A 23,654-nucleotide genomic window follows, 5' to 3' on the forward strand; every position below is an offset into this window, starting at 1 on the left:
CGGCAACGAAGACCGGGACAGGAAATCCAAGAACTTGAGTGGAAGGAACCACCATGAGCACACCAGCGGCCCCCGCGGAAGCGCCCGCCGGCCTGGAGCTAACGGACTACCTCCGGATGCTTCGGGTCTACTGGAAGGCAATTGTCGCATTCACCCTGCTGGCCACCTTGACGGCGTGCGGTTGGACCGTCCTCCAACCCAAGATCTACTCCTCAGATTCCAGCGGCATCGTGGTCACTCCGGGCTCGGACAACGTGAGCCTGTCACTCGCCGGGGACAGCCTGGCCAAGGCCAAGGTCAAAAACTACGAGTCCGTGGCAAAGTCACGCCTCGTTGCGGACCGCGTTATCGCCTCCCTGGAGCTGAAAACCACTGCCGACGCCCTGCTCGGCGCCATCAGCGTGAAGGTCCCGCTGGACACTGCCGAAATTCGGGTCACTGCCCAGTCGACTGACCCGGCCACCGCACAGCGCGTGGCTGATGCCTGGGTCAATGGCCTGGCTGCCCAGGTGGAGGCGATCGAAACAGCGACCCCCGCCGAGACAGCTAGTGAGCCCGGCACGGAACCAACGCTCGACGCCGGGCCGTCAGCAACTGCAACGGCAGTCCGGGTGCTCCCGCTGGGCAAGGCAGTCCTCCCTACAAGCCCAACTTCACCAAATACCAAGCTCAACCTTGCGCTGGGCGCACTCGTCGGCCTGGCCCTTGGAGCGGCGTATGCGGTGATCCGCCGGCATCTGGACCGGCGGATCCGCAAGGCTGCTGAAATCGAGGGGATCTTCGGAGTCCCAGTGATCGGCACACTCCCCGTGGACCACCGCTTGGACCAGAAAAGCACCATCCTCGACGCCGGAACGGCAGCGGAAGTCCACGACGCCGGGGGAGCCATGTCTGAAGCCCTCCGCGAACTGCGCACCAACCTCAGTTTCCTTGACGTCGACCAGCCGCCACGGATCATCGTGGTGACCAGTTCCGTGCAGTCAGAAGGAAAATCCACCGTCACAGCCAACCTGGCCGTCACCATGGCGGCCGCCGGTGAAAACGTCGTCGTGGTCGACGGCGACCTCCGCCGGCCCACGCTGGTGGACGTTTTCAATCTAGTTCCGGGAGTGGGGGTCACTGATGTCCTCACCGGCACCGCTGAGTTGGCGGACGTCCTCCAGCCGTGGGGTGCCCTGCCAAACCTCTCCGTCCTGGGATCAGGCCGCATCCCGCCAAACCCAAGCGAGCTGCTGGGGTCCCGCGCCATGAAGAACATGCTCAACACCCTCGCTGAGGATGCCATCGTCCTGATTGACGCCCCGCCGCTGCTTCCGGTGACTGACGCGGCCGTCCTTTCCCGCGTGGCCGACGGTGCCATCCTTGTGATCCGGACGGGCAGGACCACCCAGGAGCAGCTGGCTCAATCCCTGGGAAACCTGGACAAGGTCAAGGGCCGGGTGCTGGGCGCGGTTTTGAACTACGTGCCAACCCGCGGAACAGACGCCAATTCCTACTACGGTACCTATACCTCCGCCCCCGGGCCAGCGTCTGCGGCTGAATCCCAGCGAGTCAACACCCGGGGGGATGCCGAAGCCCAAGGCGTCCTGGAAGCTGTGCCCGGTGGGCGCAGGGCGCAGGGTTAGGAGCAGCAGTGGCGGACGTGGTGAACGCATCACAGCTCAGTATCCCCGAGGGCGTGCTCCTGGGCCATGCCCTGGCAGCGCGGGTGGCGGAAGGCGTGGGCGTCCGGGCCTTCTTCATCAAGGGGCCGGCGAGTGTGCTTCAGGGGCTGCGCCAGCCCAAGACGTCGGCTGACGTGGACGTTTTTGTGCCACCTTCCAGCTTGGAACGAATGCTGCAAGGCCTGCGGGAGCGGGGTTGGCGCGAACGCCCCTCGGATCCGGACGGCAGGACTTTTCCAAAGCATTCGGTGACGCTCGACCATCCAGAGTGGCCCTGTTGCATTGACGTTCACTTCCGCTTCCCCGGGATGGATAATCCCGCCGCCGATTGCTTTGAGGTGATGTGGAGTAGCACGGAAGTCCTGGAGCTTGCAGGGCAGGAACTGCGGGTCCCGTCAAAGGCGCTGGCAGTCCTGGTCCTGGCACTGCATGCCCTCCGGTCGCCCCACGTGCCGGCGTGCCGGCAGGAGCTCGAGTTCCTGGCCCGCCTCACCCAACAGCAAGCACTTGCGTCCGCCCTCGTGACAATCACCACAGCCACCGGTTCCCTGGCGGCCATGCGGCCCTTTCTCGAGGGCCTTATCTCGGAAACCGCTGCTCCGGAATGGCCACAGCCATCCCTGGAGTGGCATAACCGCCTACTGGCGAAGGAACCGGGAAGCGCCCACCTCCTGGCCATTGTCCAGGCTCAATGGCAGGACAAACCAAAGATGCTGTGGCGGGCGGTGTTCCCACGTCGGGAGGTCTTCCTGAGCGGGAACATCTACGCTGACATGTCACTACCCGGACGACTCCTGCAGCACCGGGCCCGATGGGCCCGCTTTCTGCGCTCAGTTCCCCAAATCGTTCGGGACCTGAGAGGCCATAGAGGTTGAGGCCAGAGCTCGATTGAGCTTGTGAAACCCTTGAAGCTCAGCCAGAAATTGCCTTTGTCTGCCGCTGATTTGTAAGGTTCAGCTATGACAACGGGGAAAGCAATAACCAAAGCCGTCATTCCTGCTGCCGGATTGGGAACTCGCTTCCTGCCCGCCACCAAGGCAATGCCGAAGGAAATGTTGCCGGTGGTAGACCGGCCGGCCATCCAGTACGTGGTGGAGGAAGCCGTAAAATCCGGCCTCGACGACATCCTGATGATTACGGGCCGCAGCAAGCGCGCCCTCGAGGACCACTTTGACCGTGCGCCGGGACTGGAACGCGTACTGGAGCTCAAGGGTGACACGGGCCGGCTGGAGTCAATCCAGTACGCTTCCGAGCTGGGCCCCATCCACTACGTCCGACAGGGCGAGGCCAAGGGACTGGGCCACGCGGTCCTCTGCGCGCAGCAGCACGTGGGCAACGAGCCGTTCGCCGTACTGCTGGGCGACGACCTCATCGATGAGGCCGAGGACCTGCTGAGCACCATGATGGAGGTGCAGCAGAAGACCGGTGGTTCCGTCATCGCCCTGATCGAGGTGGACCCGTCCCAGATCAGCGCCTACGGTTGCGCGGATATCACCGCGGTTGACGGCGAGGATTACGTCCGCGTGAATAGCTTGGTCGAGAAGCCTGCTGTGGGTGAGGCGCCGTCCAACTTGGCTGTGATTGGCCGCTACGTACTGCACCCGTCCGTGTTCGGCGTCTTGGAGAACACCGAGCCGGGCCGCGGCGGCGAGATTCAGTTGACGGATGCCCTGCAAACCCTGGCCGCCGGCGAGGGTGAAGGCTCCGGGGTGTACGGCGTCGTCTTCAAAGGCCGCCGCTTCGACACGGGCGACAAGCTGAGCTATCTCAAGGCCGTGATCACGCTCGCCTCCGAGCGGGTTGAGTTCGGCGAGGACTTGAAGACCTGGATGAAGGCTTTCGTTAACTAGCTCGAAGGCAAACTGCTACAGGCCCGTCGCTTAGAGCGGCGGGCCTGTATTTTTTGACAGTTACTAGTCAGGGAGAGACCAGTTCCAGTGGGTTTACCGGGCTCCCAGCACCTTCAACCAGGAGTTCAAGGAGGTACTTGCCATACCCGCTCTTTGCGAGGGGCTCTGCACGCTCCCGCAGCTCGTCATCAGTAAGGAATCCTAACCGCCAGGCGATTTCCTCGGGGCAACCGATGGAGAGTCCCTGGCGGTGCTGTACGGTCCTCACGAACTCTGATGCATCGTTTAGGTCGTCGAATGTCCCCGTATCAAGCCAGGCCGTACCGCGCGGAAGTATTTCCACCTGCAGTTTTCCGCGTTCCAGGTAAACGCGGTTGACGTCAGTAATTTCAAGCTCACCCCGTGCGGAGGGCTTGAGGTCGCGTGCAATTTGCACCACGTCATTGTCGTAAAAGTACAGGCCAGGAACTGCGTAATGGCTCTTGGGCGCTGAAGGCTTTTCCTCAAGGGAAATCGCGCGACCGGTCTCATCGAATTCCACAACGCCATATGCAGATGGGTCTGCAACGCGGTAACCGAAGACGGCTCCACCGTCTATGTTTTCGAAGCGGCGAAGCTGCGTGCCCATGCCGTGGCCGTAAAAGATGTTGTCGCCCAGCACCAAAGCCACAGGACCGTCACCGATATGGTCAGCCCCTAGAACGAAGGCCTGTGCGAGCCCACCCGGCGAGGGCTGCTGAGTATAGGTAAGGTTTATGCCGAACCGGCTTCCGTCACCCAGGAGCCGCTGGAACTGGTCCGCGTCGTGGGGCGTAGTGATGACCAAGATGTCCCGGATGCCAGCCAGCATGAGCGTTGACAGCGGGTAGTAGATCATGGGCTTGTCGTATACCGGGACCAGCTGCTTGCTGATGCCGAGCGTAATTGGATGAAGACGTGAACCGGTTCCCCCGGCGAGGATTATTCCGCGCATATGTTCGATTTTCCGGGATGTTGGAAATTCAACCAAATCATGTACATGTGTCACGAATGGACAAACGCAGCGGTTTCTTTTTCCTCCCGGAGGACCGCTTCACGTTGTCCCCCGCTGATAGTGCGCAGGTGAACTGGTGGACCGGTTGGTGCCTGACGGCAACGTCGTAATGCAGTACGAGGTCTACGGTGACTTGAACTGGATTTATCGGAGCGGTTCACGAAACAGACCTCGTACAACCCGTCCAACCCGTATTTTTGACGAAAGCGGGCGCAGACCTGCTGGTCCCTACCTCGGTCCGGTCCCTCACGGTGCAAGTCACAATCAGTAACTGCTCTAATAACTATGCCCGTACCAGCAAGTGGAGAAGTTCAATCCGTGCTAGATCACGAACGTCATTGACGGCAGTCTTCTCAGGCTCTAAGGCAAGAGCGAAAACGTCCGGGACTTAAGCCACGCAAACTGCCACACCTCCGCGGTCCTGGCCATCAACGCCTAGGGCAAGATTGGTACTCATATGTGACGGTCGCGGGAAGATAGCAATAAGGACGTTATTGAACTGAGCCTCAAGCACATGGGGCGGGCCCCGGATACGTACGACCAAGGTCCGGACTCGATTTGCGCTACGCCGTCCACTCCACGGAGCTGTGCGATGAGCTGTGCTGTGAATCACAGTTCTCCAGCTTCGACGCCGGGATCAAAGACATCATCGTCAGATACCGCGACAATGAGGACTGGCGCCGGCCGCAGAAGGCGCAGACCGAAGCCCCACGAGGAACAGGGCCACTAAGAGCGACTACGGGTTCATTCCAGTTCCATCAGGTCCCGCTGCCTGTGCGCGGCGAGGCTCCAATCGCTTTTGCCGTCTTAGCCACGATGAGAACTCCGATGACAGCGCCTAACGCGTTTGTCACGAGATCCAGCGGGCTCGCAAATCGGTTGTAAAGAAACAGGAACTGGCCAAGTTCAATGCATCCAGAGGTCAGCAGGCCAAGAGCCCCGATTTGCCACCAACTTTTGTTGGGAAAAGCAAGTGCGCTTACCAATCCGAAAGGAACGAACAGCGCAAGGTTAGCTGTGGCTTCGAGAAACTTGTAATTGAACCAGTTGGGGAATCCCTGCAGTTGGAGGAATTGCAGCATGATCGTCAACCGGCCCTGAACAGGCTGGTCCACAGGACTGGGCCAGAACGCTATAAGGGCCAGTGGAACCAGCATCGCGGCCAGGATAAGCTGCCAAAGCCCTCGGTTGTAAAGGTGCTTCAAATTCGTCTTGCCGTCGGCAGAAGGGCGCATGCTGCTACGGCTAAAGCGCCGTTGATCAGTAATGTCAGCAAGACGTAGAGAAGAGTTTGGTGCCGGGGGAGTGGTATCGAGAAATCCACCCCTCTTGGTGTCTTTTGCAATGTCTCCCCACAGCCCTAATAGTTACCACACACTGAGCAGGCATACGGTGTAGTCGAGCCTATGAGACTTAAAATGCAGTAGGTGGGTGGTCTCCGTTCCGGAGGACCACCCACCTACTTTGGTGCTTGTTGGGAGAAGGAGCTAAGCAGCTACCTCGGCCTTGGCACGGCGGCGAACAACAACTACAGAGGTTGCGCCAGCGGCCAGTGCACCTGCGCCCACCAGGGTCCAGAGGACCAGTCCGGAGTCGGCGCCGGTGTTTGCGAGGCTCGCGCCACCGCCGGTGTTAGCAAGGGGAGCGCCACCGGTGTTAGCAAGGGAAGCTGCCACGGTTACCGTGACGGGACCAACGGTGATGCCTGAATCCACACCAGTTGCGGTGATGGAGTAGGTGCCTGCCTCATTGATAGCCAGCGGCAGAGAGACTGAGCCCTGAGCGTCAGCGGTTGCGCTGATTTCCTGAGGTGCCAGGAACACCGGGATCTTGGCGGAGAATGAACTACCGCCCGCGATATTCGCGCCTGATGCCGCTGGCGGCTGACCTGGCGTTACGCGAATGATGAGCGGCTCTCCGGCGCGGAAGCCCTGACCTCGGAAGACGAAGTTTTCACCCGGACCCACTACGCCGTCGGAAACAGCAGCGTTCGGCGGGAGCGCCGGGTATTGGGCTGCGACAGCCGGTGAGCCAATAAGTGCGAGAGAGCCAGCGAGTGCGAGTGCTGCGAGTGTTTTCTTCATGAATGTCCCCCCGGAGACGATAAGTTTTTGTGTACCCGATTTGAGGAGGGTTCCTCTCCACACGAGACCTGTGCGGAACTAACGGATAATGATCCCAAAGAAGACGTTACCACCTGATCCTCTTTGTGAGCAATGTCAATCAAGTCGGTTTACTTAGTGTTAACACGCCGTTCCGCTAACCTAGCTGCAGCTTGCATTTTCTGTGGGCAGTGTCACATCCTTTACATCCTGAACAGTGGGTGTGACAACGAGGTTAGGTTCAGTGCGTTGAACTATCTTCCCGAAGGTGAAGTCGACCGTTTTGCTCTCTCCCGGTGCGAGTCGAATGGCGAGAACTCCGACTGGCCTACTGCTGTGGAGATGAGGCGCAAACTCAGTTTTCAGCCCGTCAATCTTCGCCATTTCGACATTCGCTTGAACGGGACCGTAGGCCACGATGTTCGTCTGCACGGAGCCCGGCGGCACTCCGAAGACCCCACCGCCGCTTACATACGCCGGTAGGGAAGTAGCAGCATCAGCAGGAGCAGTATTGGTGCTGGTAACGCGCACAGTGGTTTGCTCGTAACCGTCGCGGGGGCACTCCTTCAGCAATTGGGCCGTGCGCTTAACGTAGTAGTCCATCTTCGCCCCAGTCCCATCGTTGAAGTACACGCCAAACTGGGCCGGCGCGACGCTGGGCCCTGCGACCCCGCCGCCTAGTGGATAGTTTGCAAGCAGCTGTTGCTCACTGAGTTGGCTCGACCACACCAAGACGCGCCCCTCGTCCACCGCGCGTGCTATGCCAGCGATCAGCGCGGTCGCATTGCCCCGGCCGTCAGAAAGCGCTTTAAAAACCTCCTGAGCCACGCCCGCGAAATAAATGTCTTGGACGTGCGGCTCTTCTATCTTCGAATACACGTCGGACAGCAGCGTCGGGACAACATTCCTTCCAGTTAACTCCAGGGGGAGTTGGCTGGAAGCGATCCTGGTGAGTTCCGAGCTGCTGAGGGTTACTGGACCGGTCGCTTCAAGTATGTAACTAAGAGCTATGGGATCTATAGAAACGACGCCATCAACTCGCTGACCTGTCTTTCTCTCCCACATCGATCGGGCAGTAGAGGCCGCAGTGGGAAAGTCCGGGGTCAGGTTTACGTCCTGCATGAACTTGCCGAGACGACCGGAATAAATCTGGTGCTGTTCGCTGTCCACTGGAATCACGGGAGAAATGACACCTAAATCGCCAGCACTGCTCTGCGTTCCGAGCGTCAGCTTTCCGTTGTCCAGTGACAGCACGGCTAGCGCCCCGGGTATACCGCCTGTCGCCCTGACTTCCGCGTTGTTCTGAATCATCATCAGGTAGTTTCGCGGGCCCTGAGAACCCATCATTTGGGGTGCAAGAGCGGCAGCGTCAGCGGCGCTATCCAAGGTCTTGGACACGTCCTTTAGTTGTTCTCTGGCTTGTGCCAGGGGCTCTGAGACTTGAGGCAACAGCTTCGTTGCATCGATCCCATCTAGCCGAGCAGCAGAAAGCCGGACCGCGTGAGCGGCTGAAGAGACACTGGGTGAGGCCTCTTGCAAGGGTCCTAGGTTGGTTCCAGAATCGCTTGGAAGCAGGGTGTTCCAGTCCAAACTATTGAAGACTGAAACAAGTGGCGCCAGTCCCAGATTGGCAACGTCGTCAGCAGAACGCGCGACTTCAGACACAGCAGTAAAGTTTTGCCCAAGCCCCGGTACTGACGAAGCTAAGATCCAGACCGGGTTCTCGGCTGACTTCTTAGCGGCATTCGTGTGGACGCGAAGTTTTTCCACTGAGGCGGCCGCTTCGGAAGACCTACTAGCGGCAAGATCATCCTTAAGGGCAGGTACCAGCCGAATGGCGGCGTCCAGTTCTGACTTTATCGTTGACGCAGTCGCCCCAACCGTTGCAACGCAAACGAGTCCTGCGCCTAGAACGGTTAAGGCTATAGCTGCACCGGTTAGTCGACGACGCCGTCGACTAACCTTGCGTCCGCCCGAAGCCCTGCTCGTCCGTCGCCTACCGCCGTTCGCCTCTGTCTTTGTGACTGAGTCGGTCATGAAGTGTTCCTTCCCCCAGTTCAGTTGCGCTGTACTGCACAGCGCATTCAGTAGGCTCCCGTGCTTTGGAAGACCGCTTTGCCCGTTTTGAGCAGGATCACAACATCGCCTGCCAAGGACCAATTTTCCACGTAATAGAGATCCAAGCGTACGGAGTCCTGCCAAGACAGATTGGAGCGCCCACTCACCTGCCAAAGTCCTGTTAGTCCTGGCTTGACAAGAAGGCGTCGTCGAACGTCTTTTTCATAGACCTCCACCTCCTTGGGGAGCGGCGGTCTAGGACCGACAAGGCTCATGGATCCACCCAAAACATTGAAGAGTTGCGGTAGCTCGTCCAAGCTGAATTTCCGTAAAAAGCTCCCGATGGGCGTAATGCGAGGGTCATTCTTAATCTTGAAAAGAACGCCATTGCCTTCGTTGCGATGCTCCAGTTCAGCGAGTCGTTTCTCAGCGTCAACCACCATGGAGCGAAACTTCAGCATGTCGAAAGTGGCTCCGCGGATACCTACCCGTTCTTGCTTGAAAAGGACAGGACCGGGACTTGACACTCGTATTGCCACGGCTATGGCTAACATCACTGGTGATGAGAGCGCGATAAGGATCCCAGCGGCACAAATATCGAATAACCGCTTGGCGACTCGTTGCCCGCCTTCGAGGGTTGGAGTAGTGACATGTATAAGCGGGAGCCCTGCAACTTGCTGCGTGTGGATGCGTGGTCCCGCAATATCCGTGAGGGCCGGCGCCATAATCAGCCCGACGTTTCGCGACGCCAGTGCCCACCCCAGGTGACGCAAAGTCTGGGGATGCAACTGCACGCCGGCCGACACTGCAACAGCATCTGCCTTACATTCGTCTATAGCTTCCAGGATGGATGCTGTTTGATTGTCGTGGCCGAGAACAGGGAGACCTGAATCTGGTTCGACCTTGATACTTTGATCAGCTCCTGGCATGTATGCAGCAATCGGCAGGTAGCCCGCGTGCTTTGCCTCTACGAGGGTAGAGGCGAGATGGGCAACCGCTCCTGGTCCCCCTAGCAACATCAGACGAGACATGCTCTGCCCACCTTGGCGGGTTACATTCAGGTGCTGCCGGAGCAGCCATCGTGCCATGAGCAAACCAGTCAGACCCACTGGCAAAGCAATGCCGACATAGCCTCGAGCCGTATCGATTCGTAAGACATACGAGAAAATTGCCACTAGGCCAAAGAGCCAAAGGGAGGCTGCAGCTACGCGCTTATATTCATCCGGACCAGAGCCGAGTATCCGGCTTTGACGACTGTTCCAAGCCTCCAACATAAGCCACCAAGCAACGCACATGGCTGCTGAAAACCATAGGTACCCTGCCTCGAACGCGGGATTGGTCAAATCCGGCTCGAGACCGAACCTAATAACGTAGGCGCCAGCAACCGCCCAAATAACAACGAACGCATCAACGACTCGCAAGGCCCGAGACGTTCGTTTGCGCCAATCCACCAGCTTCCCCCAGAAATGTTCATGATCGCTCTTCGCGAGATCTGCGAGGACAGGCGCTGCTCGCAGATCCCCGAGGACAGGGTACAGCCGGATGGCCATGCAATCGCAATGCGGCAGGTCAAGGTGGGACATCCAGAATGGTGGGCCCCAGCAGGGATTTTCTGACACAATGTGATGAATTGCTGTGCGTTGTGGCACCTGCGCAGGTCAGAGTACCTCGGTCTTGGGGCTCCTTCTGCAACCTCTAGAGCATTTGTTCACGCAGGCATGCCAGGCCGTCTGAATGATAACCTCGGTTGCGGCTTCGCGCAGAAGCCTTTCGAAGCATCACAAATGGGGGTTTTCCGTGGGTCGGACAGTCGCGGTTATTGGAACACGGGGTTATCCCAGCTTTTACGGTGGATTTGAAACTGCAGTGAGGAAGCTCGCGCCATATTTGGCGGACCAGTCCTGGAAAGTGACTGTCTACGGTCGCTCGGCAGATCTGGAGCAGCACTCGCACAAGGACCCACGTGTCGACGTTATGACGACGCCGGGAGTTGAGAACAAGTCCCTTAGTACCTTGTCCTACGGTCTCACAGCATGTGTACACGCCGCTTGGAAGAAGCCGGATGTGGCTCTCGTTATGAACGTTGCCAACGGGTTCTGGCTGCCCCTTCTTCGCCTTCGCGGTGTGCCGACCGTCGTGAACGTCGACGGTATTGAGTGGGAACGTGCCAAGTGGGGCCGGTTGGCAAAGTTCATTTTCAAACTCGGGGCGCGGATGACGGCACGGTTTGGAACTGTTCTGATCGCTGACTCGAAGGAGATTGGCCGCCGATGGCAAGAAGAGTTCGGACGCTCCTGTGTGTTCATCCCGTACGGAGGTGAACCGGGAGCGGAACGTCCCGCCGAAGGTGACCTGCAGCCAGAACGCTATGTTCTCGCAGTGGCCCGCTTTGTCCCGGAAAACACCATTCCGGAGTTCATTGAGGCAGCAAAGAAGCTCGCTAGCAACTACCAGGTGGTGATCGTTGGCTCGTCCGGCTACGGGGGCCAAATAGAAGATGACGTTCGAGCGCTGGCAGCGGAATACACCAATGTTCGATGGCTCGGTCATGTTTCGGATGATCAGCGTCTACTCGCACTCTGGCGAAACTGCGGTGCCTATTTCCATGGGCACAGCGTAGGTGGTACTAATCCAGCCTTGGTCCAAGCCATGGCGAACGGTGCCCCAGTCATAGCGCGCGATACCGTTTTCAATCGCGAAGTATTGGGCAACGAAGCAGTTTTTTGCAGCCCGGATGCAGTTGATATCGAGAGAGCAGTACGCGGAGTCATGGACTCCCCGTTGGAGCAGAAGCGTCTAACCGAAATCTCGCTAGAACGGGTTCAGCAGGGTTATACATGGGCTGCAGTATGCGCGGCCTATGACCAAGAACTCAGAAAACAAATACGAGAAGCAAACCTTGAATTGGCAGCTAAATGAAGACGGGGCGATTCCAGGGGTTGCCTGAAAAAGCGAACGCTGTAGCTACTGCCCAATTGGTGATCAAAGTAGCTCCGATGCTACTTCGTGGCGCAGCTATTAAGCCCCTACTCAGAAGATCGAGCGGACCCCTTTTTATCGGGCGTGGGGCTCGCCTCAAAAACCCTCAGCTAATCTCGCATTCAGGACGCTTGGTTGTCGAAGACTTTGCCGAGGTGCAGGGCCTGGCCGTTCACGGTCTCAACTTCGGTGCCGAAGTGTCGATCGGCCGTGGTGTTCAAATTCGTCCAAGCAGCTACTACGGTGGGGATGTTGGAGTAGGGCTGTGGGTGGGTGATCGATCGAGCTTCGGTTCAGGTTGTTTTGTCGGTTGTTCCGGCGAGATCAGAATCGGTTCTGACGTCATGCTGGGTCCTGGGGTACGGCTATTTTCTGAGAACCATGACTTTGCGAGTACTGCAGAAACCATAAAGTCTCAGGGGGTTGTCCGCTCGTTCCTGCGCATCGGTGATGATACTTGGGTCGGTAGCGGTGCCACTATTACTGCCGGTGTGACCGTTGGGTCGGGAGCCGTCATCGCTGCTGGTAGCGTAGTGACACGGGACGTTCCCGACGGTGCTGTCGTCGCCGGTGTGCCGGCCAAAGTGATCCGGACACGGTGACTCAGGGCATGAATTCCTTGCCGATACGAACGATGTTTGTCCACTCATCCAATGAGATGTACGGCGCGGACAAGATCCTTGTTGAGATACTCCAATCGCTTCCAGAGAAGGACAGGGTACACGCGGTCGTCCACCTGCCAGATGATTTGCCCTCGCATGACGGCAGCCTCAGTACTCATCTTGGTGCTCTGGAAATCCGAGCCGATGTGAGTCCATTACCCGTACTTAGGCGACGATACCTATCTGCGCGAGGTGCGCTGCCACTTGTAGGCCGAATGTGGCACACTTTTCGTCAAATTCGGAAGTATAGACCGGATGTTGTGTATTGCACGACGTCTGCCATGATTCTTTGCGTGCCGCTTGCGCGCTTGGCTGGCGTCAAACGGGTTGTGCTGCACGTCCAGGAAATCTGGTCACCCAAGGAAGCTGTCGTCCTGGGGTTGTTCGCTCGCCTCGCGACCGAAATTTTTTGCATCTCGAGCGCATCCCTTCAAGCAATCACCAGCCCATCAGTGCGGAGCCGGTCGGTCTTACTCGTCAACGCCCACAGGGATTCAGGCCGGGATCTGCTACCTGTCCCCCCAACCGGTCCAATGAAATTCGTTGTGGCTAGTCGCTGGAATTCTTGGAAGGGACACTTTACGCTTCTGAAAGCCTGGGACGCAGCAGGCTGCCCCGGAGAGCTGGTGATTCTTGGAGGCCCGCCTCCCTTAGGAACAGCCGTGGACGTGCGGCAGCTCGTCGCGAACCTAGTAAATCCACAGTCGGTCAACGTTGTGGGCGAAGTAGCTGACATCGAGCCATATATTGACGACGCAGACTTCTTGGTTTTGCCTTCGGACAGTCCTGAACCCTTCGGTCTTGTGATATTGGAAGCCTTTGCCCGTGGCCGCGGGGTCATCGCAAGTCGTGGGGGTGGAGTCCTCGATATTGTTGAGGACGGACGAAACGGACATCTCTATAAGATCGGCAGCATTGAAGGACTCCGGGATGTGTTCAAGTCCGTTGATAGGAATCAGGCGCTGCAAATGGGTGCGAATGCCAGGAAAAGCTATGAAGCTACGTATTCCATCGCGGCGTATCGTTTCCGGTTTCTGAACCTTTGGCGTACCACTACAGATAGTACTGATACGAGGACTAATGGTTAAGGCGAATATCGTCTACTGGTACGGCCTGCAGGATATGCCGAAGGACGGAGGGGGACTTCGAGCTCTCGCGTGGTACGAAGCATTGACGCATCTCGGGTTTGAAACTCAGCTTTGCCCTCTCCGGCCAGCACCTATGGCGGGCCCTCAAGACGGTCTGGTTCGAAGCATTAAGAAGCGACTGATTCCGATGCCTCTGAAAGGGTCGCTACCCGAGATGCCCGACGCTGACGTCAACGTGGTCACAGTTCCAGCGGTTTTCGAGTCCGCTGCGTCCACCCTTGATACCGGAACTCTCGTATTCGATTGGATGGACTTATGGAGTGTGAATTCGGCCACGATGGGCAGATCTTCATGGTTGTCCCGCCCCGGGGGGCTACTGCAGAGCGCCTATTGGGGTGCTCGCGAGAGACAACTGATTAAACGCCCAGCCGCGAATGTCTATGCAGGGTATGAGGACAAGGTGAAAGCGTCAGTGGCGGGTTCAGCGTTTGGTTCCTGGATTCCAACGCCTATTACGGCAATCCGCTCGCAAAAGCCACAACGCGAGTCGACAAGACTCCGGGTAGGTTTCATTGGTAATTTTGCCTACCCACCCAACGTCATGTCGCTCCGTAATTTTTTCAAACGATACGGCGAGTTATTTCGAAGTCGAGGAATCGAGGTAGTCGTTGCCGGTTTCGGATCAGAAACCGTCAGAGATTGGGACGTGGATGCAATCGTGCTTGGGCGGATTGATGCCCTATCGGAGTTCTATCGGGGAATCGATGCCGCCCTTGTTCCTATTGACCATGGTGGTGGCATCAAGGCAAAGGCAGTAGAAGCAATTGCGCACGGGGTCCCTGTGTTCGGCACACCGCATGTGGCCAGTGGATTCAGTCCGGAGTGGGCAGAGTATATTGGCGATATCAGTTCGCTATTAGGCGATCCGCCCGCCTTCCCGCCTGTGCCTCCTTCTACGCTTTTTGAGCAACAGTTTAGCCAGGCAGCGTTTAATCACGCGGTAAAGAAAGTTCTTTCCCACATAGATCGAATAGAACTTCCTGCCTGAGAACGAAGGAGTGATGGTGCGCTTATACTTGCAAGGCTTGAAACTGTGGGTAGGATTTATAACTGGTCGTGTACCAGTGCATGTGTTTCGAATCGCCGTATACAAACGCTTTTTGGGCATGCAGATCGGAAAGAATACTTCCGTTCATTGGCGCCTAGCTTTTTTTGCACCAAAAGGGATCAAGCTTGGTCGTAATTCAATAGTTGGCAATGACTGTTTCCTGGATGGCCGGCTTGGACTTGAGATCGGCAACAACGTTAATATCGGCGGGCACGTTCAGATATTTACTGTAGGCCATGATCCAAACAGTTCATCTTTCGGTACGAAGGGCGGGCCAGTACGAATCGCCGACCGAGCATACGTAGCGAGCCGGGCGACCATCTTGCCCAACGTTGAAATTGGTGAAGGGGCCGTCGTGGCGGCAGGAGCAGTGGTTTCCAAGGATGTTGCTCCCTACACGATCGTTGCAGGGGTTCCGGCGAGCGTCATGGGACAGAGATCTCGTGATCTCAGTTACGAGCTCAACTTCCATATGCCATTCCAATGATGATGATGAAGAATCAGAAGAAGAGAAGAGAATCCATTTTGGCGGTCAAACGTGTCCTGGTCTTGTGGGCCGATGAGTCCTCAAGCAATCTGGGGGTTCGAGTTCTTGCTGAAGGAGCCGCGTCTTTAGCCGAACGAGCGTGGGGAGATGACGTGTTTGTCGATTTCCAAAGCTTTGAAGTCGGACCACTAGGCACCCAATTGTCCGGCAAGGTCGTTCTCAAAGGCCTTCTAACCGGCAGCACGAAACTCCGGGCCGAAATGTCTCAGTACGACGCAGTAATCGATACGGGGGCAGGTGATAGCTTCACGGACATTTACGGCCCTAAGCGTCTAGCAATTATGGCCTATACCCGGTTTGTCGCGAAGCAGGCCAATCGTCCCATCATATTTGCGCCTCAAACTATTGGACCCTTCAAAACTGTTTGGGGCAGGCTGATGGCGCGCCACTCCTTGAAGGCCGCTCACACGGTTATGGCGCGGGACAGTACGAGCATGGAGTTTGCGAGTAAGATCGGGTTCCCGGCTGACTGTTTAGCCACAGATATGGCTTTCGCCCTTGATCAACCAACGTCAGTAGCGGGGAGCTCCCGAGCCGATGTGGCTCTCAACGTCTCAGGACTTCTTTGGAATAGCGATTCGCACCTTCCGAAAGAACAGTATCGTTCCCTTACCCGTGGAATCATCGATGGTCTGCTCGCTAGGGGGGAAAACGTCACCCTCTTGGCACACGTTTTGGATAACCCATCGATCGACAATGACATTCCCGTTTTAGAGGAGCTGGCTTGCGAGTTCGGTGGACGCGTAAACGTTTACATCCCGGGCGATTTGAAGGAAGCTCGAAGCTTTATTGCTGGCAGCAAGGTGGTCATTGGCTCACGAATGCATGCTTGCCTCAATGCTCTGTCAGTCGGTGTTCCGGCGATCCCATTGGCGTACTCCCGCAAGTTTGCCCCGCTTCTTGAGGATATCGGGTGGCCATACACCCTTGACCTACGGACTGATTTTGAAATCGTGCAGAAAGTTCTAGAGCTTGTAGCCAGAGACGACCTGAGGGAGCAGGCAGTGCTTGTACGCCAACACGCGGAGTCAAGGTTGGACACCGCCGTGGCGCACCTGAGCAGTCAGGTGACCGTCTGACATGGCGCCTAGGGTGAGGTCGGCAGAATTCGACGGCCTGGTTCGGAAGGTTGTCGATAACGGAAATTGCTCTGGATGTGGAATTTGTTCGCTAATTGACCCAGGGCTTTCTATGGAATTAGACGACGCGGGTTTCAATCGCCCCATCCGGCGTCTACCACTGACGGTTTTACGGGACGCCGAGGCCAGCAAGGAGTTTGCTGCGAGTTGCCCTGGAGCGATGGTCCGTCGTCCCTCCGTTCCTCAGCAGACTGACGCCGACCCTGCCTTAGGCAGGTCGATATCAAGCTGGCAGGCATGGGCGATAGACCCTGAGACGCGCTTTCGAGGTAGCAGCGGGGGAGTACTAACAGCCCTATCAAGGTGGGCCGTTGAGTCGGGACAAGCTGCTCGTGTTGTTGGGGCAGGAGCCGACGCTGACAATCCTAAGAAGAGCGTCGCTGTCGAACTAGGCAGGGGCTCGGACTTTCTCCGGCAGTCGGGATCCAGATATGCCCCCGTATCAGTTGCAGGGCAACCGAATGCGCTTGATCCGTCCTCGGTTGTAGTGGGTAAGCCTTGCGAGGCCTCTGGACTTCGACAGTTGATGGATGCGCGCACTCAACTGGAAAAGCCGTTAATATTTTCTTTCTTTTGTGCAGGCGTACCCAGCCAACAGGCAACTGAAAGGCTTTTGACGGAGCTGGGCATTCCCGAAGGTTCACCCCTGAGAACAATGAGATACCGAGGACATGGGTGGCCTGGAGAGTTCCATGCTGAAACCGTCGACGGTTTAAGAGCCTCAGCCGGATACGACGAATCATGGGGAAAGCAATTAGGCCCATCAATGCAGTGGAGATGCAAGGTGTGCCCGGACGGCGTCGGGGAAAGCGCGGATCTAGTCGCAGGCGACTTCTGGAAGACCGACGCCAAGGGCTACCCGCTTTTTACCAACTCCGACGGAGTAAGCGCCCTTATAGCTAGGACAAAGCGCGGGCATGACTTTATCCTCTCCGCGGTGGAAAGTGGAATCATTGGTGCTGAACCGCTTGAGCTTAAGCACATCAGTGCGATCCAGCCTTATCAGGTCGAACGACGCGCCACTCTGTGGGCTCGGCTGTTCGGTAGGCGCTTGGCAGGTTGGCAAACCCCTGAATATCGCGGCTTCGGTCTTCTTTCACAGAGTTTTCAGTCACCGGTCCGAGCACTTAGGTACGTTTACGGGTCTTACCGACGGTCGAGGAACTCACCAGGTCGTGGTTAAAACTCACCAGGTTTACGAAGCGGACCGACGCCGATGAAGGCCGTCATACACCTTGCGGGAAACATTGCCCCCGTGTTGGCGGGACTCATAACGGCGCCCTTGACTGCTCGAAGCCTCGGTCCGTCCGCGCGTGGTGAGCTGGCAATCCTCCTGCTAGTTGCCTCAATAGTCGGTTTGGTCGGTGCCATGGGATTAGGACTGCTGGCTCGCAAAGCAGTCGCAGAGGATCTAGGTCAGGCACACGGCTGGAGCCGGAGGGGGAGAAGCATCACCTTGATTGCGGTGGCCTTTTCAACCGGCGCGGGCGTCTTCCTTGCACGTTCTCTTGGCCTTGACGTAGACGAAGCCTTGGCAGCAGGGGCCCTTTTTGCTTTCGCCGGAATGAGCGCCAGCCGGAGCATTGACGGGAACATACTTATCGTTGCTGGCAGAACCAAACAGTACGGCACCGCGAACCTTTCGGCATCGGCTTCGGTAACGCTAGGTATCGTGGTTTTCTTTGCCTTGGGGTTTCTTAGCCTTTGGAATGTAATCGCTCTTAATGCAGCTTCTCTTGTTATACAGATGCTATGCATCTCTATTCCCGTGCGCCGGTTGCTCTGCTCAGTCCAGGAGACCGAGCTCCGGGTTGAGCCCTTTAGGAAGCTCCTGGCTAGGGCTTGGCGTGCCTGGCGCTCACAAATTCTTGAAGCGGGTGTTGTTCGAGCCGATACATTGCTCTTCATAGCTCAAACTAACGTTCAGACAGTTGGCCTTTACGCAGTAGTTTCGCTTATTCCCCAAATGGCGTATCAAGTTGTGCAGACACTAATACAGTCATCCTATGCAGGAAATCCCCTGCTGCGCGTTCGGACCCGCACTAGGGTCCTGTGGCAGGTCACGGTTACGGCCGGGGTACTTTTGGCAGTGGTTGGATCGACAGCAGCCGTTCCGCTGGTTCCGTTATTCTTCGGACCTGCGTTTGAACCCGCCTTGGGGCTGTTGTTGCCGGCTTGTCTAGTGACCGTGGGTTTGGCGGGATTAGCACCAGCCCTGCATCACTATGCAACGTCCGCAACGAAGGACATTTGGTTTCCTGTAGCTTTGCTGCTCATCGCAGGGGGCTGTTGGTTGGCCGGGTATCTGATCACACCAACATGGGGTGTCGCCCTTATCGGCCCACTTTTTCTCGTTCTTAGCGCAGTTTATATGTATCTTTTGGCAGGTCCGAAAGCTTTCGTGGTTCAGCGAGCAGATTGGCTAATGCTGTACGGTCGCTAGCCATCCATAACGCTCTTGGCAACGACACCGTTCGTGGAATGATTGTCGTCCTCAACCTGCACGCTTTTCGGCTTGGTAATTCCGTAGCTGACCGAAAGTCCCAGGAGTAAGAACCATGCAGAACCCAGACCAGACCACGAATGCAACGCCAAGTAGAACCCAGATGCACTCAGCAGGAGGGCAGCCTGACCGAGCGGTGATCTCAGCCTTCCTGCTCGAAGCAAAAAGGACGCCATAACAATGAATCCGAGAACCCCCAGCCACCCGAAGTCGAACATTAACAGCGCGACTTCAGAGTCTATGGTCACTGCAATGTCTAGGCTGCCGAAGTAGCTGGCGACGACATAGACGCCAACGGGCAGGCCGGAGAGGCCCCAGCCCCACGGCTGTTCCACAAGGGACTGTGCTGCGAAGAGGTATAGAGACGACCTGTATTCGGCACTTGCATCTACAGCAGATGTGCTTGAAAGGCTATCGGAACCAGAGCCGGTTAATATCCAGATCAGCCCAACGACAATGCTGGCCGCTGCAAAAAATTGAAGTAAAGACGTGTGCACGCGACCAAAAATTCTGCTCTTCAGAGCCGCAGTTATGACAAACCACATGCAGATCAGTACCAGGGCCCCCCGGCTGTTAGTTGAGACTATGCCGGCTATAAGCAGTACAAAGGCTCCCGTCCGAAGAACTAACGTTGTGAAAGTGACTTGAACGAGAGGTATAGCTGCGACCAGCAGGACTGAGAGCACGAGTGGATGCTCAGCCCCGACGATGCTACGGATTGCTCCATCGCGAACTAGACGCCCGGCGTTCTCATAGTTCCCGGCGAGGAAAAAAGAGTTCTGGACCCTTTCCAATACGGCCAGTGCAGCCATAGCTAAGCCCGTAAGTACATATAGCTTCGAGAGAACTGCCCCTAAGTTGAGGTTGCATGCAACGTATCCTGCAACGAACATCAACGGGAAAAGAACGGTATACCTGAATAGTGGATCTAGCATCTCGGGCTGGACAAACATTTGCAGCGCCCCGTAAGCGACCAAACACGAGGTGCTGGTTATGGACACGACGCGCAAAACCTTTCGGCTTAGCGTCGCCCTGTACTTGAGTGTTGTAGTCACGATGATCGTTAGAGCAGCAAGGGCAAGGACGAACCGCACGGGAATTACAGTTTGCGCGAAGCCAGCTCCGAAGATAAGCACGAGCAGCGCGGCGGCAATTGTTTTCTCGAAGATATTCCTCCAGAAAAGGAGTATCGACCACGCGGATGCGATTACGAGAACGGCAATCATCGCAATGTCACTCATTGTGTTCCTCGAAGCTAGGGCGAAAGACGGGCAAGCGGCACTGCCATCGACTTAGACCATAAGCAGCAGGCCGTCCTGGCAGCATCGAACGTGGGTGAACTGTGTCACTTCACGCGGGCGGGCGATTCCCTTGGCGATAAGCGGGCCCGCAAAAAGGCTGATTGGCTGTGTCAAGGGCTTCGCAGATCCTGATCGCCTCCTGCACTGCCTTCTTACTTTCTTGAGCTTTCTTTTTGGTGGCTACCCCAGGATGCATACTATGGAGGAGTTGCCGCACACGAATCTCCGAGCGGACAACGAGGCTTTGAAGGCCACTCATATAACGAACAGCAAGGATCACGCGGTTCCGTATTGCTAGCGCCCGGCTTGGTCCGTTAGCACTCTGCTCAACCAATGCCTCCAATTGGGTCAGGACAGGGACACCGTGCGCCTTTGCCAGCAAGCCTACAGCGACGTCCTCCATGTACATGAAGAACTCTTGTGGTATGCCGCCTATGCGCTTGAACGTTGCTATATCAATAACGAACGCTGCTCCATCGACCCAGTCCACCTCTTGAAGGCCTGCCCGGTGTGGGCCCCGGTCATGGGAGGGGTAAAAGAACGGAAGGGAGATGCGTCCTCCGTTCGACCAAACGTTAAGCCCACCATTTTCCGTTTTTGTAACAAGCTTCGGCCCGATGATATGACCTTCCGCAAAGTTGGAGGCGGTAGTAAAAAGCTGCTGAATCGCATCGTCCCGGAAAATGGTTTCATGGGTGCACACCAGGACTTCTGAAACTGATGGTAGTCGTTCAGAAATCAACTCGAATCCGCGATTAACGCCACCAGCGTAACCCCGGTTTTTACCGTCATCAACAATAGTTGCGGTATGATCCAAGCCCTCATTCTTAAGCGAGGAAGAGTTGTCCACTACAATGATGTGCGAGCGGTCGAAGAACTTTCCGAGACTCGCTAGCGTTTCCCGGAGAGTGTTTTCGCTGTTGTAGTGAACGACCACAGCGGCTGCAGAGGAACTGTCGAAAGCCAAGAGTTTTCCCTTTTATTAATTTTGTACTGCAACGGGGCACAGAAGCTGGAATAGTGCACTGACGGAAGATGATTTCGGTCTACTCGCTGGAACTGTAAGCGTCGTTAGTCAAGAGCGGGTTATCTCCGAGGACGGGAACACGCTTGGCATGCGGGCTGCATGGCTGAGGGTGTCCTGCTGTTTGCTGCGTTCGTCTCCTTCAATGCCGTGACTACTACTTCTTTTAGAAGATCTCCCCATTGGGCTGTCATCGCTGCTGTAGTAGCTGTAGCTATACGCGTCTGGTCCTTTGATCGGAAGTCTATTGAGGACAACGCCGAGGACATTTGAGCCCACCATCTGAAGTGACTTGAAAGACTTTTCCAAGTCATGTTGCTTTACTTTTTCTACACCGACGACAAGAACGACTCCGCCGACGTGTTGGGCCAAAACGGCGGCGTCTGTAACCGGGAGGAGTGGTGGAGCATCAATGATGATCGTGTCAAAGGAAACCTCCAGCTCCGCTATCAAGCGCCCCATCGCGTGCGACCCCAGAAGTTCGCTGGGGTTCGGTGGGATTTGCCCCGACACCAGGACGTATAGATTGCCGCCACCCCAGGGCTGAAGGACGTCATCCAGGCTTGCTCCACCGACCAGTGCTGTTGTGAGTCCGACACTTCGATCCAGCGCAAGGTATTCGTTAACCATTGGACGTCGAAGGTCGGCGTCCACCAAGCAGACCGATTGACCAGCCTCTGACAGTGCGATAGCCAAATTCGTTGCGGTAGTACTTTTTCCTTCGCCTGGCAATGAGGACGTAACTAAAACGGTCTTCGCCTGGCCTGAAACGTTCGCAAATTGCAGGTTTGTTCTAAGCTGCCGGAATGATTCTGCTCGCGGACTCTGGGGTGCTACTTGGTTTAGTAGCGGCTTCTTGCTGGCCTCTTGGTCAAAAGAAATCCCGCCGAGAATAGGGGCTTCGGTGACTCTTCTAAGGTCGGATTCGCCTCGCACTCGACTATCAAGTGTGGTTCGTAGTACCGCGGCGCACACGCCCGATGCGAGACCTAGAATAAAGCCAACCAAGATATAGAGGCGAGTATTGGGAGCAGACGGAAGAGTGGGGGCTTGTGCGGGAGTGATGATTGAGAGGCTGACAGGACTTGTACCACCTGTACGCGGTTTTTCAAGCGTATCAACTGCCTGCACGAGGCTCGTTGCCACTGCTTGGGCGATCGCTGCGGACTGCACCGCTGACTGATCAGACACCGAGATGTTTATGAGTACCGTATTAACTTCCGTGCTGGCGGTTACTCGTCCGGCCAATTCTTGCGGTGAAACTGACAAGCCGAGAGCATCAATTGCGGGCTGAAGCACTACAGGCGTTGTCACGGTCTTGACATACGACTGAACGCGTGCCTGGCTAAAGGTATTTCCTTGTTGGAGTTCCTGAACAGAACCGGAATTTTGGATAGCCACGAAGAGTTGTGTATGTGAGGTGTAGGTAGGTTTTGTCAAGATCGCTACACCTCCGCCTAGAAGGATGCCGGCCATCACGCCCGCGACGATCAAAATCCAATATCGTCGAAGGATGCGCAAATAGTCGCGTAAGTCCAAACTCGGGTCCCCCTGTGTCAGAGTCTGCTTGCTCTAGGCGCGGCCTGAGAGCGGTAATCGTCTTAGTGTCAGGCCAATTGTACCCGTGGAATGTTTCACAGTGATTCCGCGTAATCCGTTGAGATCAAGCCGCAAGCGCCGTGGAACCGAGGTCGCAAGGCGGCAACGTTTCCCGCATGTTGTTTAGGGGTTTTTGAACCTCCATCTGTGATGGTGCGCCTTTGACTGTGCCGCCCGTAGGATGCCTGCGACGCTTCGGTCTCCTCCCCCTAACCGGCGCACGGTTGATTCTGAATAGTCCGCGTACGAGTTAGTTCTATGGGAAGGAGTGGCACCTGCGCGCAGGGCAAGTTTTTAGTCGACACAAGCTGGTGAAATTAGGTGCTGTGGTTGTGACCCTGCCCGGAAGACGCCAAATCTCGTGCTGAGCAAACAATATGATCCGTCAAGGTCCTACTTGCACGTAGGCTTGAGCGGTGAGTATCTGGGGAAAAGTTCGAGGTGTTGAAAATCGTGTGCGTGCTTCCGCGTTGGGCATCCCTTCTGCCCGCGTTGACCGCGAGACAAAAGTGACGATCAAGCACGGCAGGCTGGATGCCGCAGAGGGAACCGTGATCGGAAAGGGGACGCATGTTGCCGTGATCGGTTCGCCTGAAGCGCCGGCGATGATGACGGTGGGTGCCGGGACCAAGATTGGTGCACGCTCCCGCATTAACGTGCGTTCGGGACTTAGTATCGGTGAAAATTGCGAGTTCTCCTGGTTGGTCCAGATCCTCGACTCCGACTTCCATGAGCTTACCTATGCTGACGGCCGAAAAAGCACGATGACACGACCTATTAAGATCGGCAACCACGTCTTGATAGGAACCGGAGCAATCATCCTCAAGGGCGTCACTATCGGAGACAACGCGGTTATTGGGGCTGGCTCTGTAGTCAGCTGCGACATCCCCGCGAACGTCGTTGCAGCGGGCAACCCGGCTAGGATCGGTCGTGACGTTATAGGCTGGGTTTAGGGCATCAAGCCAGAGCCATACTTTCTTGGTCGGTAGGATTAGGT

Annotated in this window: 21 protein-coding genes; 12 read left to right on the forward strand and 9 right to left on the reverse strand. The window is 56.6% G+C overall.

Annotation, left to right across the window (positions count from 1 at the left end):
• Nucleotides 1-53: 53 nt before the first annotated feature.
• The 3 genes from M1D32_RS04890 to galU all read left to right on the forward strand — a co-directional run bounded on the left by M1D32_RS04890 (nucleotide 54) and on the right by galU (nucleotide 3,514).
• Nucleotides 54-1,625, forward strand: coding sequence for a tyrosine-protein kinase domain-containing protein (locus tag M1D32_RS04890; protein WP_458781214.1), 1,572 nt, complete (start codon nucleotides 54-56; stop codon nucleotides 1,623-1,625).
• Between the two features lie 17 nt (nucleotides 1,626-1,642).
• Entirely contained in the window at nucleotides 1,643-2,539 is an 897-nt protein-coding gene (locus tag M1D32_RS04895) for a nucleotidyltransferase family protein (protein ID WP_458781215.1), read from the forward strand.
• An 84-nt stretch (nucleotides 2,540-2,623) separates the two neighbouring features.
• Nucleotides 2,624-3,514, forward strand: a complete 891-nt coding sequence (gene galU / locus M1D32_RS04900; protein ID WP_458781216.1) for a UTP--glucose-1-phosphate uridylyltransferase GalU — start codon at nucleotides 2,624-2,626, stop codon at nucleotides 3,512-3,514.
• Between the two features lie 67 nt (nucleotides 3,515-3,581).
• Here galU and rfbA read toward each other — a convergent pair whose 3' ends face one another.
• From rfbA to M1D32_RS04925, 5 genes are all read right to left on the reverse strand, one after another.
• On the reverse strand, nucleotides 3,582-4,487 hold the full coding sequence (rfbA, locus tag M1D32_RS04905; RefSeq protein ID WP_458781217.1) for a glucose-1-phosphate thymidylyltransferase RfbA: 906 nt from the start codon (nucleotides 4,485-4,487) through the stop codon (nucleotides 3,582-3,584).
• Between the two features lie 818 nt (nucleotides 4,488-5,305).
• Nucleotides 5,306-5,782 carry a VanZ family protein gene (locus M1D32_RS04910; protein ID WP_458781218.1) on the reverse strand — a complete coding sequence of 159 codons (477 nt, stop codon included), beginning with the start codon at nucleotides 5,780-5,782 and terminating at the stop codon, nucleotides 5,306-5,308.
• Between the two features lie 252 nt (nucleotides 5,783-6,034).
• Nucleotides 6,035-6,631: an LPXTG cell wall anchor domain-containing protein gene (locus M1D32_RS04915; RefSeq protein WP_458781219.1), complete on the reverse strand. Its 597-nt coding sequence runs from the start codon at nucleotides 6,629-6,631 to the stop codon at nucleotides 6,035-6,037.
• A 180-nt stretch (nucleotides 6,632-6,811) separates the two neighbouring features.
• Nucleotides 6,812-8,686 (reverse strand): DUF4012 domain-containing protein, encoded by a 1,875-nt coding sequence (locus M1D32_RS04920; RefSeq protein ID WP_458781220.1) that lies wholly within the window; start codon nucleotides 8,684-8,686, stop codon nucleotides 6,812-6,814.
• Nucleotides 8,687-8,733: 47 nt separating this feature from the next.
• Complete coding sequence (locus tag M1D32_RS04925; protein WP_458781221.1) at nucleotides 8,734-10,290, reverse strand: sugar transferase; 1,557 nt, start codon at nucleotides 10,288-10,290, stop codon at nucleotides 8,734-8,736.
• A gap of 151 nt (nucleotides 10,291-10,441) precedes the next feature.
• Here M1D32_RS04925 and M1D32_RS04930 point away from each other — a divergent pair, with 151 nt between their 5' ends.
• Both M1D32_RS04930 and M1D32_RS04935 read left to right on the forward strand, forming a co-directional pair.
• The gene (locus M1D32_RS04930) at nucleotides 10,442-11,626 is read left to right on the forward strand and encodes a glycosyltransferase (RefSeq protein WP_458781222.1); all 1,185 of its coding nucleotides are present in this window, start codon (nucleotides 10,442-10,444) and stop codon (nucleotides 11,624-11,626) included.
• A 191-nt stretch (nucleotides 11,627-11,817) separates the two neighbouring features.
• Complete coding sequence (locus tag M1D32_RS04935) at nucleotides 11,818-12,288, forward strand: acyltransferase (RefSeq protein WP_458781223.1); 471 nt, start codon at nucleotides 11,818-11,820, stop codon at nucleotides 12,286-12,288.
• Nucleotides 12,289-12,332: 44 nt separating this feature from the next.
• On the opposite strand, the gene M1D32_RS04940 is transcribed toward M1D32_RS04935, so the two are convergent.
• Nucleotides 12,333-12,467 (reverse strand): hypothetical protein, encoded by a 135-nt coding sequence (locus M1D32_RS04940; RefSeq protein WP_458781224.1) that lies wholly within the window; start codon nucleotides 12,465-12,467, stop codon nucleotides 12,333-12,335.
• A 414-nt stretch (nucleotides 12,468-12,881) separates the two neighbouring features.
• Here M1D32_RS04940 and M1D32_RS04945 point away from each other — a divergent pair, with 414 nt between their 5' ends.
• From M1D32_RS04945 to M1D32_RS04970, 6 genes are all read left to right on the forward strand, one after another.
• The gene (locus M1D32_RS04945; RefSeq protein ID WP_458781225.1) at nucleotides 12,882-13,436 is read left to right on the forward strand and encodes a glycosyltransferase family 4 protein; all 555 of its coding nucleotides are present in this window, start codon (nucleotides 12,882-12,884) and stop codon (nucleotides 13,434-13,436) included.
• On the forward strand, nucleotides 13,429-14,484 hold the full coding sequence (locus tag M1D32_RS04950) for a glycosyltransferase family 4 protein (protein ID WP_458781226.1): 1,056 nt from the start codon (nucleotides 13,429-13,431) through the stop codon (nucleotides 14,482-14,484). Before M1D32_RS04945 ends, M1D32_RS04950 begins: the two co-directional genes overlap by 8 nt.
• Before the next feature lie 13 nt (nucleotides 14,485-14,497).
• Entirely contained in the window at nucleotides 14,498-15,031 is a 534-nt protein-coding gene (locus M1D32_RS04955; RefSeq protein WP_458781227.1) for an acyltransferase, read from the forward strand.
• The gene (locus tag M1D32_RS04960) at nucleotides 15,028-16,170 is read left to right on the forward strand and encodes a polysaccharide pyruvyl transferase family protein (protein WP_458781228.1); all 1,143 of its coding nucleotides are present in this window, start codon (nucleotides 15,028-15,030) and stop codon (nucleotides 16,168-16,170) included. Before M1D32_RS04955 ends, M1D32_RS04960 begins: the two co-directional genes overlap by 4 nt.
• 220 nt (nucleotides 16,171-16,390) lie before the next feature.
• Nucleotides 16,391-17,413 carry a Coenzyme F420 hydrogenase/dehydrogenase, beta subunit C-terminal domain gene (locus M1D32_RS04965; protein ID WP_458782105.1) on the forward strand — a complete coding sequence of 341 codons (1,023 nt, stop codon included), beginning with the start codon at nucleotides 16,391-16,393 and terminating at the stop codon, nucleotides 17,411-17,413.
• A gap of 282 nt (nucleotides 17,414-17,695) precedes the next feature.
• On the forward strand, nucleotides 17,696-18,673 hold the full coding sequence (locus M1D32_RS04970) for a hypothetical protein (RefSeq protein WP_458781229.1): 978 nt from the start codon (nucleotides 17,696-17,698) through the stop codon (nucleotides 18,671-18,673).
• On the opposite strand, the gene M1D32_RS04975 is transcribed toward M1D32_RS04970, so the two are convergent.
• From M1D32_RS04975 to M1D32_RS04985, 3 genes are all read right to left on the reverse strand, one after another.
• Nucleotides 18,670-19,974, reverse strand: coding sequence for a hypothetical protein (locus M1D32_RS04975; protein WP_458781230.1), 1,305 nt, complete (start codon nucleotides 19,972-19,974; stop codon nucleotides 18,670-18,672). The two genes, M1D32_RS04970 and M1D32_RS04975, sit on opposite strands and share 4 nt — an antisense overlap.
• A gap of 109 nt (nucleotides 19,975-20,083) precedes the next feature.
• The gene (locus tag M1D32_RS04980; RefSeq protein WP_458781231.1) at nucleotides 20,084-21,001 is read right to left on the reverse strand and encodes a glycosyltransferase family 2 protein; all 918 of its coding nucleotides are present in this window, start codon (nucleotides 20,999-21,001) and stop codon (nucleotides 20,084-20,086) included.
• A 108-nt stretch (nucleotides 21,002-21,109) separates the two neighbouring features.
• The gene (locus M1D32_RS04985) at nucleotides 21,110-22,597 is read right to left on the reverse strand and encodes a tyrosine-protein kinase domain-containing protein (protein WP_458781232.1); all 1,488 of its coding nucleotides are present in this window, start codon (nucleotides 22,595-22,597) and stop codon (nucleotides 21,110-21,112) included.
• Between the two features lie 476 nt (nucleotides 22,598-23,073).
• Between M1D32_RS04985 and M1D32_RS04990 the strand changes: the two genes are divergently transcribed.
• Nucleotides 23,074-23,610 carry an acyltransferase gene (locus M1D32_RS04990; RefSeq protein WP_458781233.1) on the forward strand — a complete coding sequence of 179 codons (537 nt, stop codon included), beginning with the start codon at nucleotides 23,074-23,076 and terminating at the stop codon, nucleotides 23,608-23,610.
• Nucleotides 23,611-23,654 lie beyond the last annotated feature (44 nt).

The sequence above is a fragment of the Arthrobacter sp. D3-16 genome (assembly GCF_054408515.1).

Bases quoted from the DNA above. Each gene is read 5' to 3' on its own strand.
- M1D32_RS04890 (WP_458781214.1), top strand. From the start codon at position 54: ATGAGCACACCAGCGGCCCCCGCGGAAGCGCCCGCCGGCCTGGAGCTA.
- galU (WP_458781216.1), top strand. From the start codon at position 2,624: ATGACAACGGGGAAAGCAATAACCAAAGCCGTCATTCCTGCTGCCGGA.
- rfbA (WP_458781217.1), bottom strand. From the start codon at position 4,487: ATGCGCGGAATAATCCTCGCCGGGGGAACCGGTTCACGTCTTCATCCA.
- M1D32_RS04910 (WP_458781218.1), bottom strand. From the start codon at position 5,782: ATGCGCCCTTCTGCCGACGGCAAGACGAATTTGAAGCACCTTTACAAC.
- M1D32_RS04915 (WP_458781219.1), bottom strand. From the start codon at position 6,631: ATGAAGAAAACACTCGCAGCACTCGCACTCGCTGGCTCTCTCGCACTT.
- M1D32_RS04920 (WP_458781220.1), bottom strand. From the start codon at position 8,686: ATGACCGACTCAGTCACAAAGACAGAGGCGAACGGCGGTAGGCGACGG.
- M1D32_RS04925 (WP_458781221.1), bottom strand. From the start codon at position 10,290: ATGTCCCACCTTGACCTGCCGCATTGCGATTGCATGGCCATCCGGCTG.
- M1D32_RS04930 (WP_458781222.1), top strand. From the start codon at position 10,442: ATGATAACCTCGGTTGCGGCTTCGCGCAGAAGCCTTTCGAAGCATCAC.
- M1D32_RS04940 (WP_458781224.1), bottom strand. From the start codon at position 12,467: ATGAGTACTGAGGCTGCCGTCATGCGAGGGCAAATCATCTGGCAGGTG.
- M1D32_RS04945 (WP_458781225.1), top strand. From the start codon at position 12,882: ATGAAATTCGTTGTGGCTAGTCGCTGGAATTCTTGGAAGGGACACTTT.
- M1D32_RS04950 (WP_458781226.1), top strand. From the start codon at position 13,429: ATGGTTAAGGCGAATATCGTCTACTGGTACGGCCTGCAGGATATGCCG.
- M1D32_RS04955 (WP_458781227.1), top strand. From the start codon at position 14,498: ATGGTGCGCTTATACTTGCAAGGCTTGAAACTGTGGGTAGGATTTATA.
- M1D32_RS04960 (WP_458781228.1), top strand. From the start codon at position 15,028: ATGATGATGATGAAGAATCAGAAGAAGAGAAGAGAATCCATTTTGGCG.
- M1D32_RS04965 (WP_458782105.1), top strand. From the start codon at position 16,391: ATGGTCCGTCGTCCCTCCGTTCCTCAGCAGACTGACGCCGACCCTGCC.
- M1D32_RS04975 (WP_458781230.1), bottom strand. From the start codon at position 19,974: ATGAGTGACATTGCGATGATTGCCGTTCTCGTAATCGCATCCGCGTGG.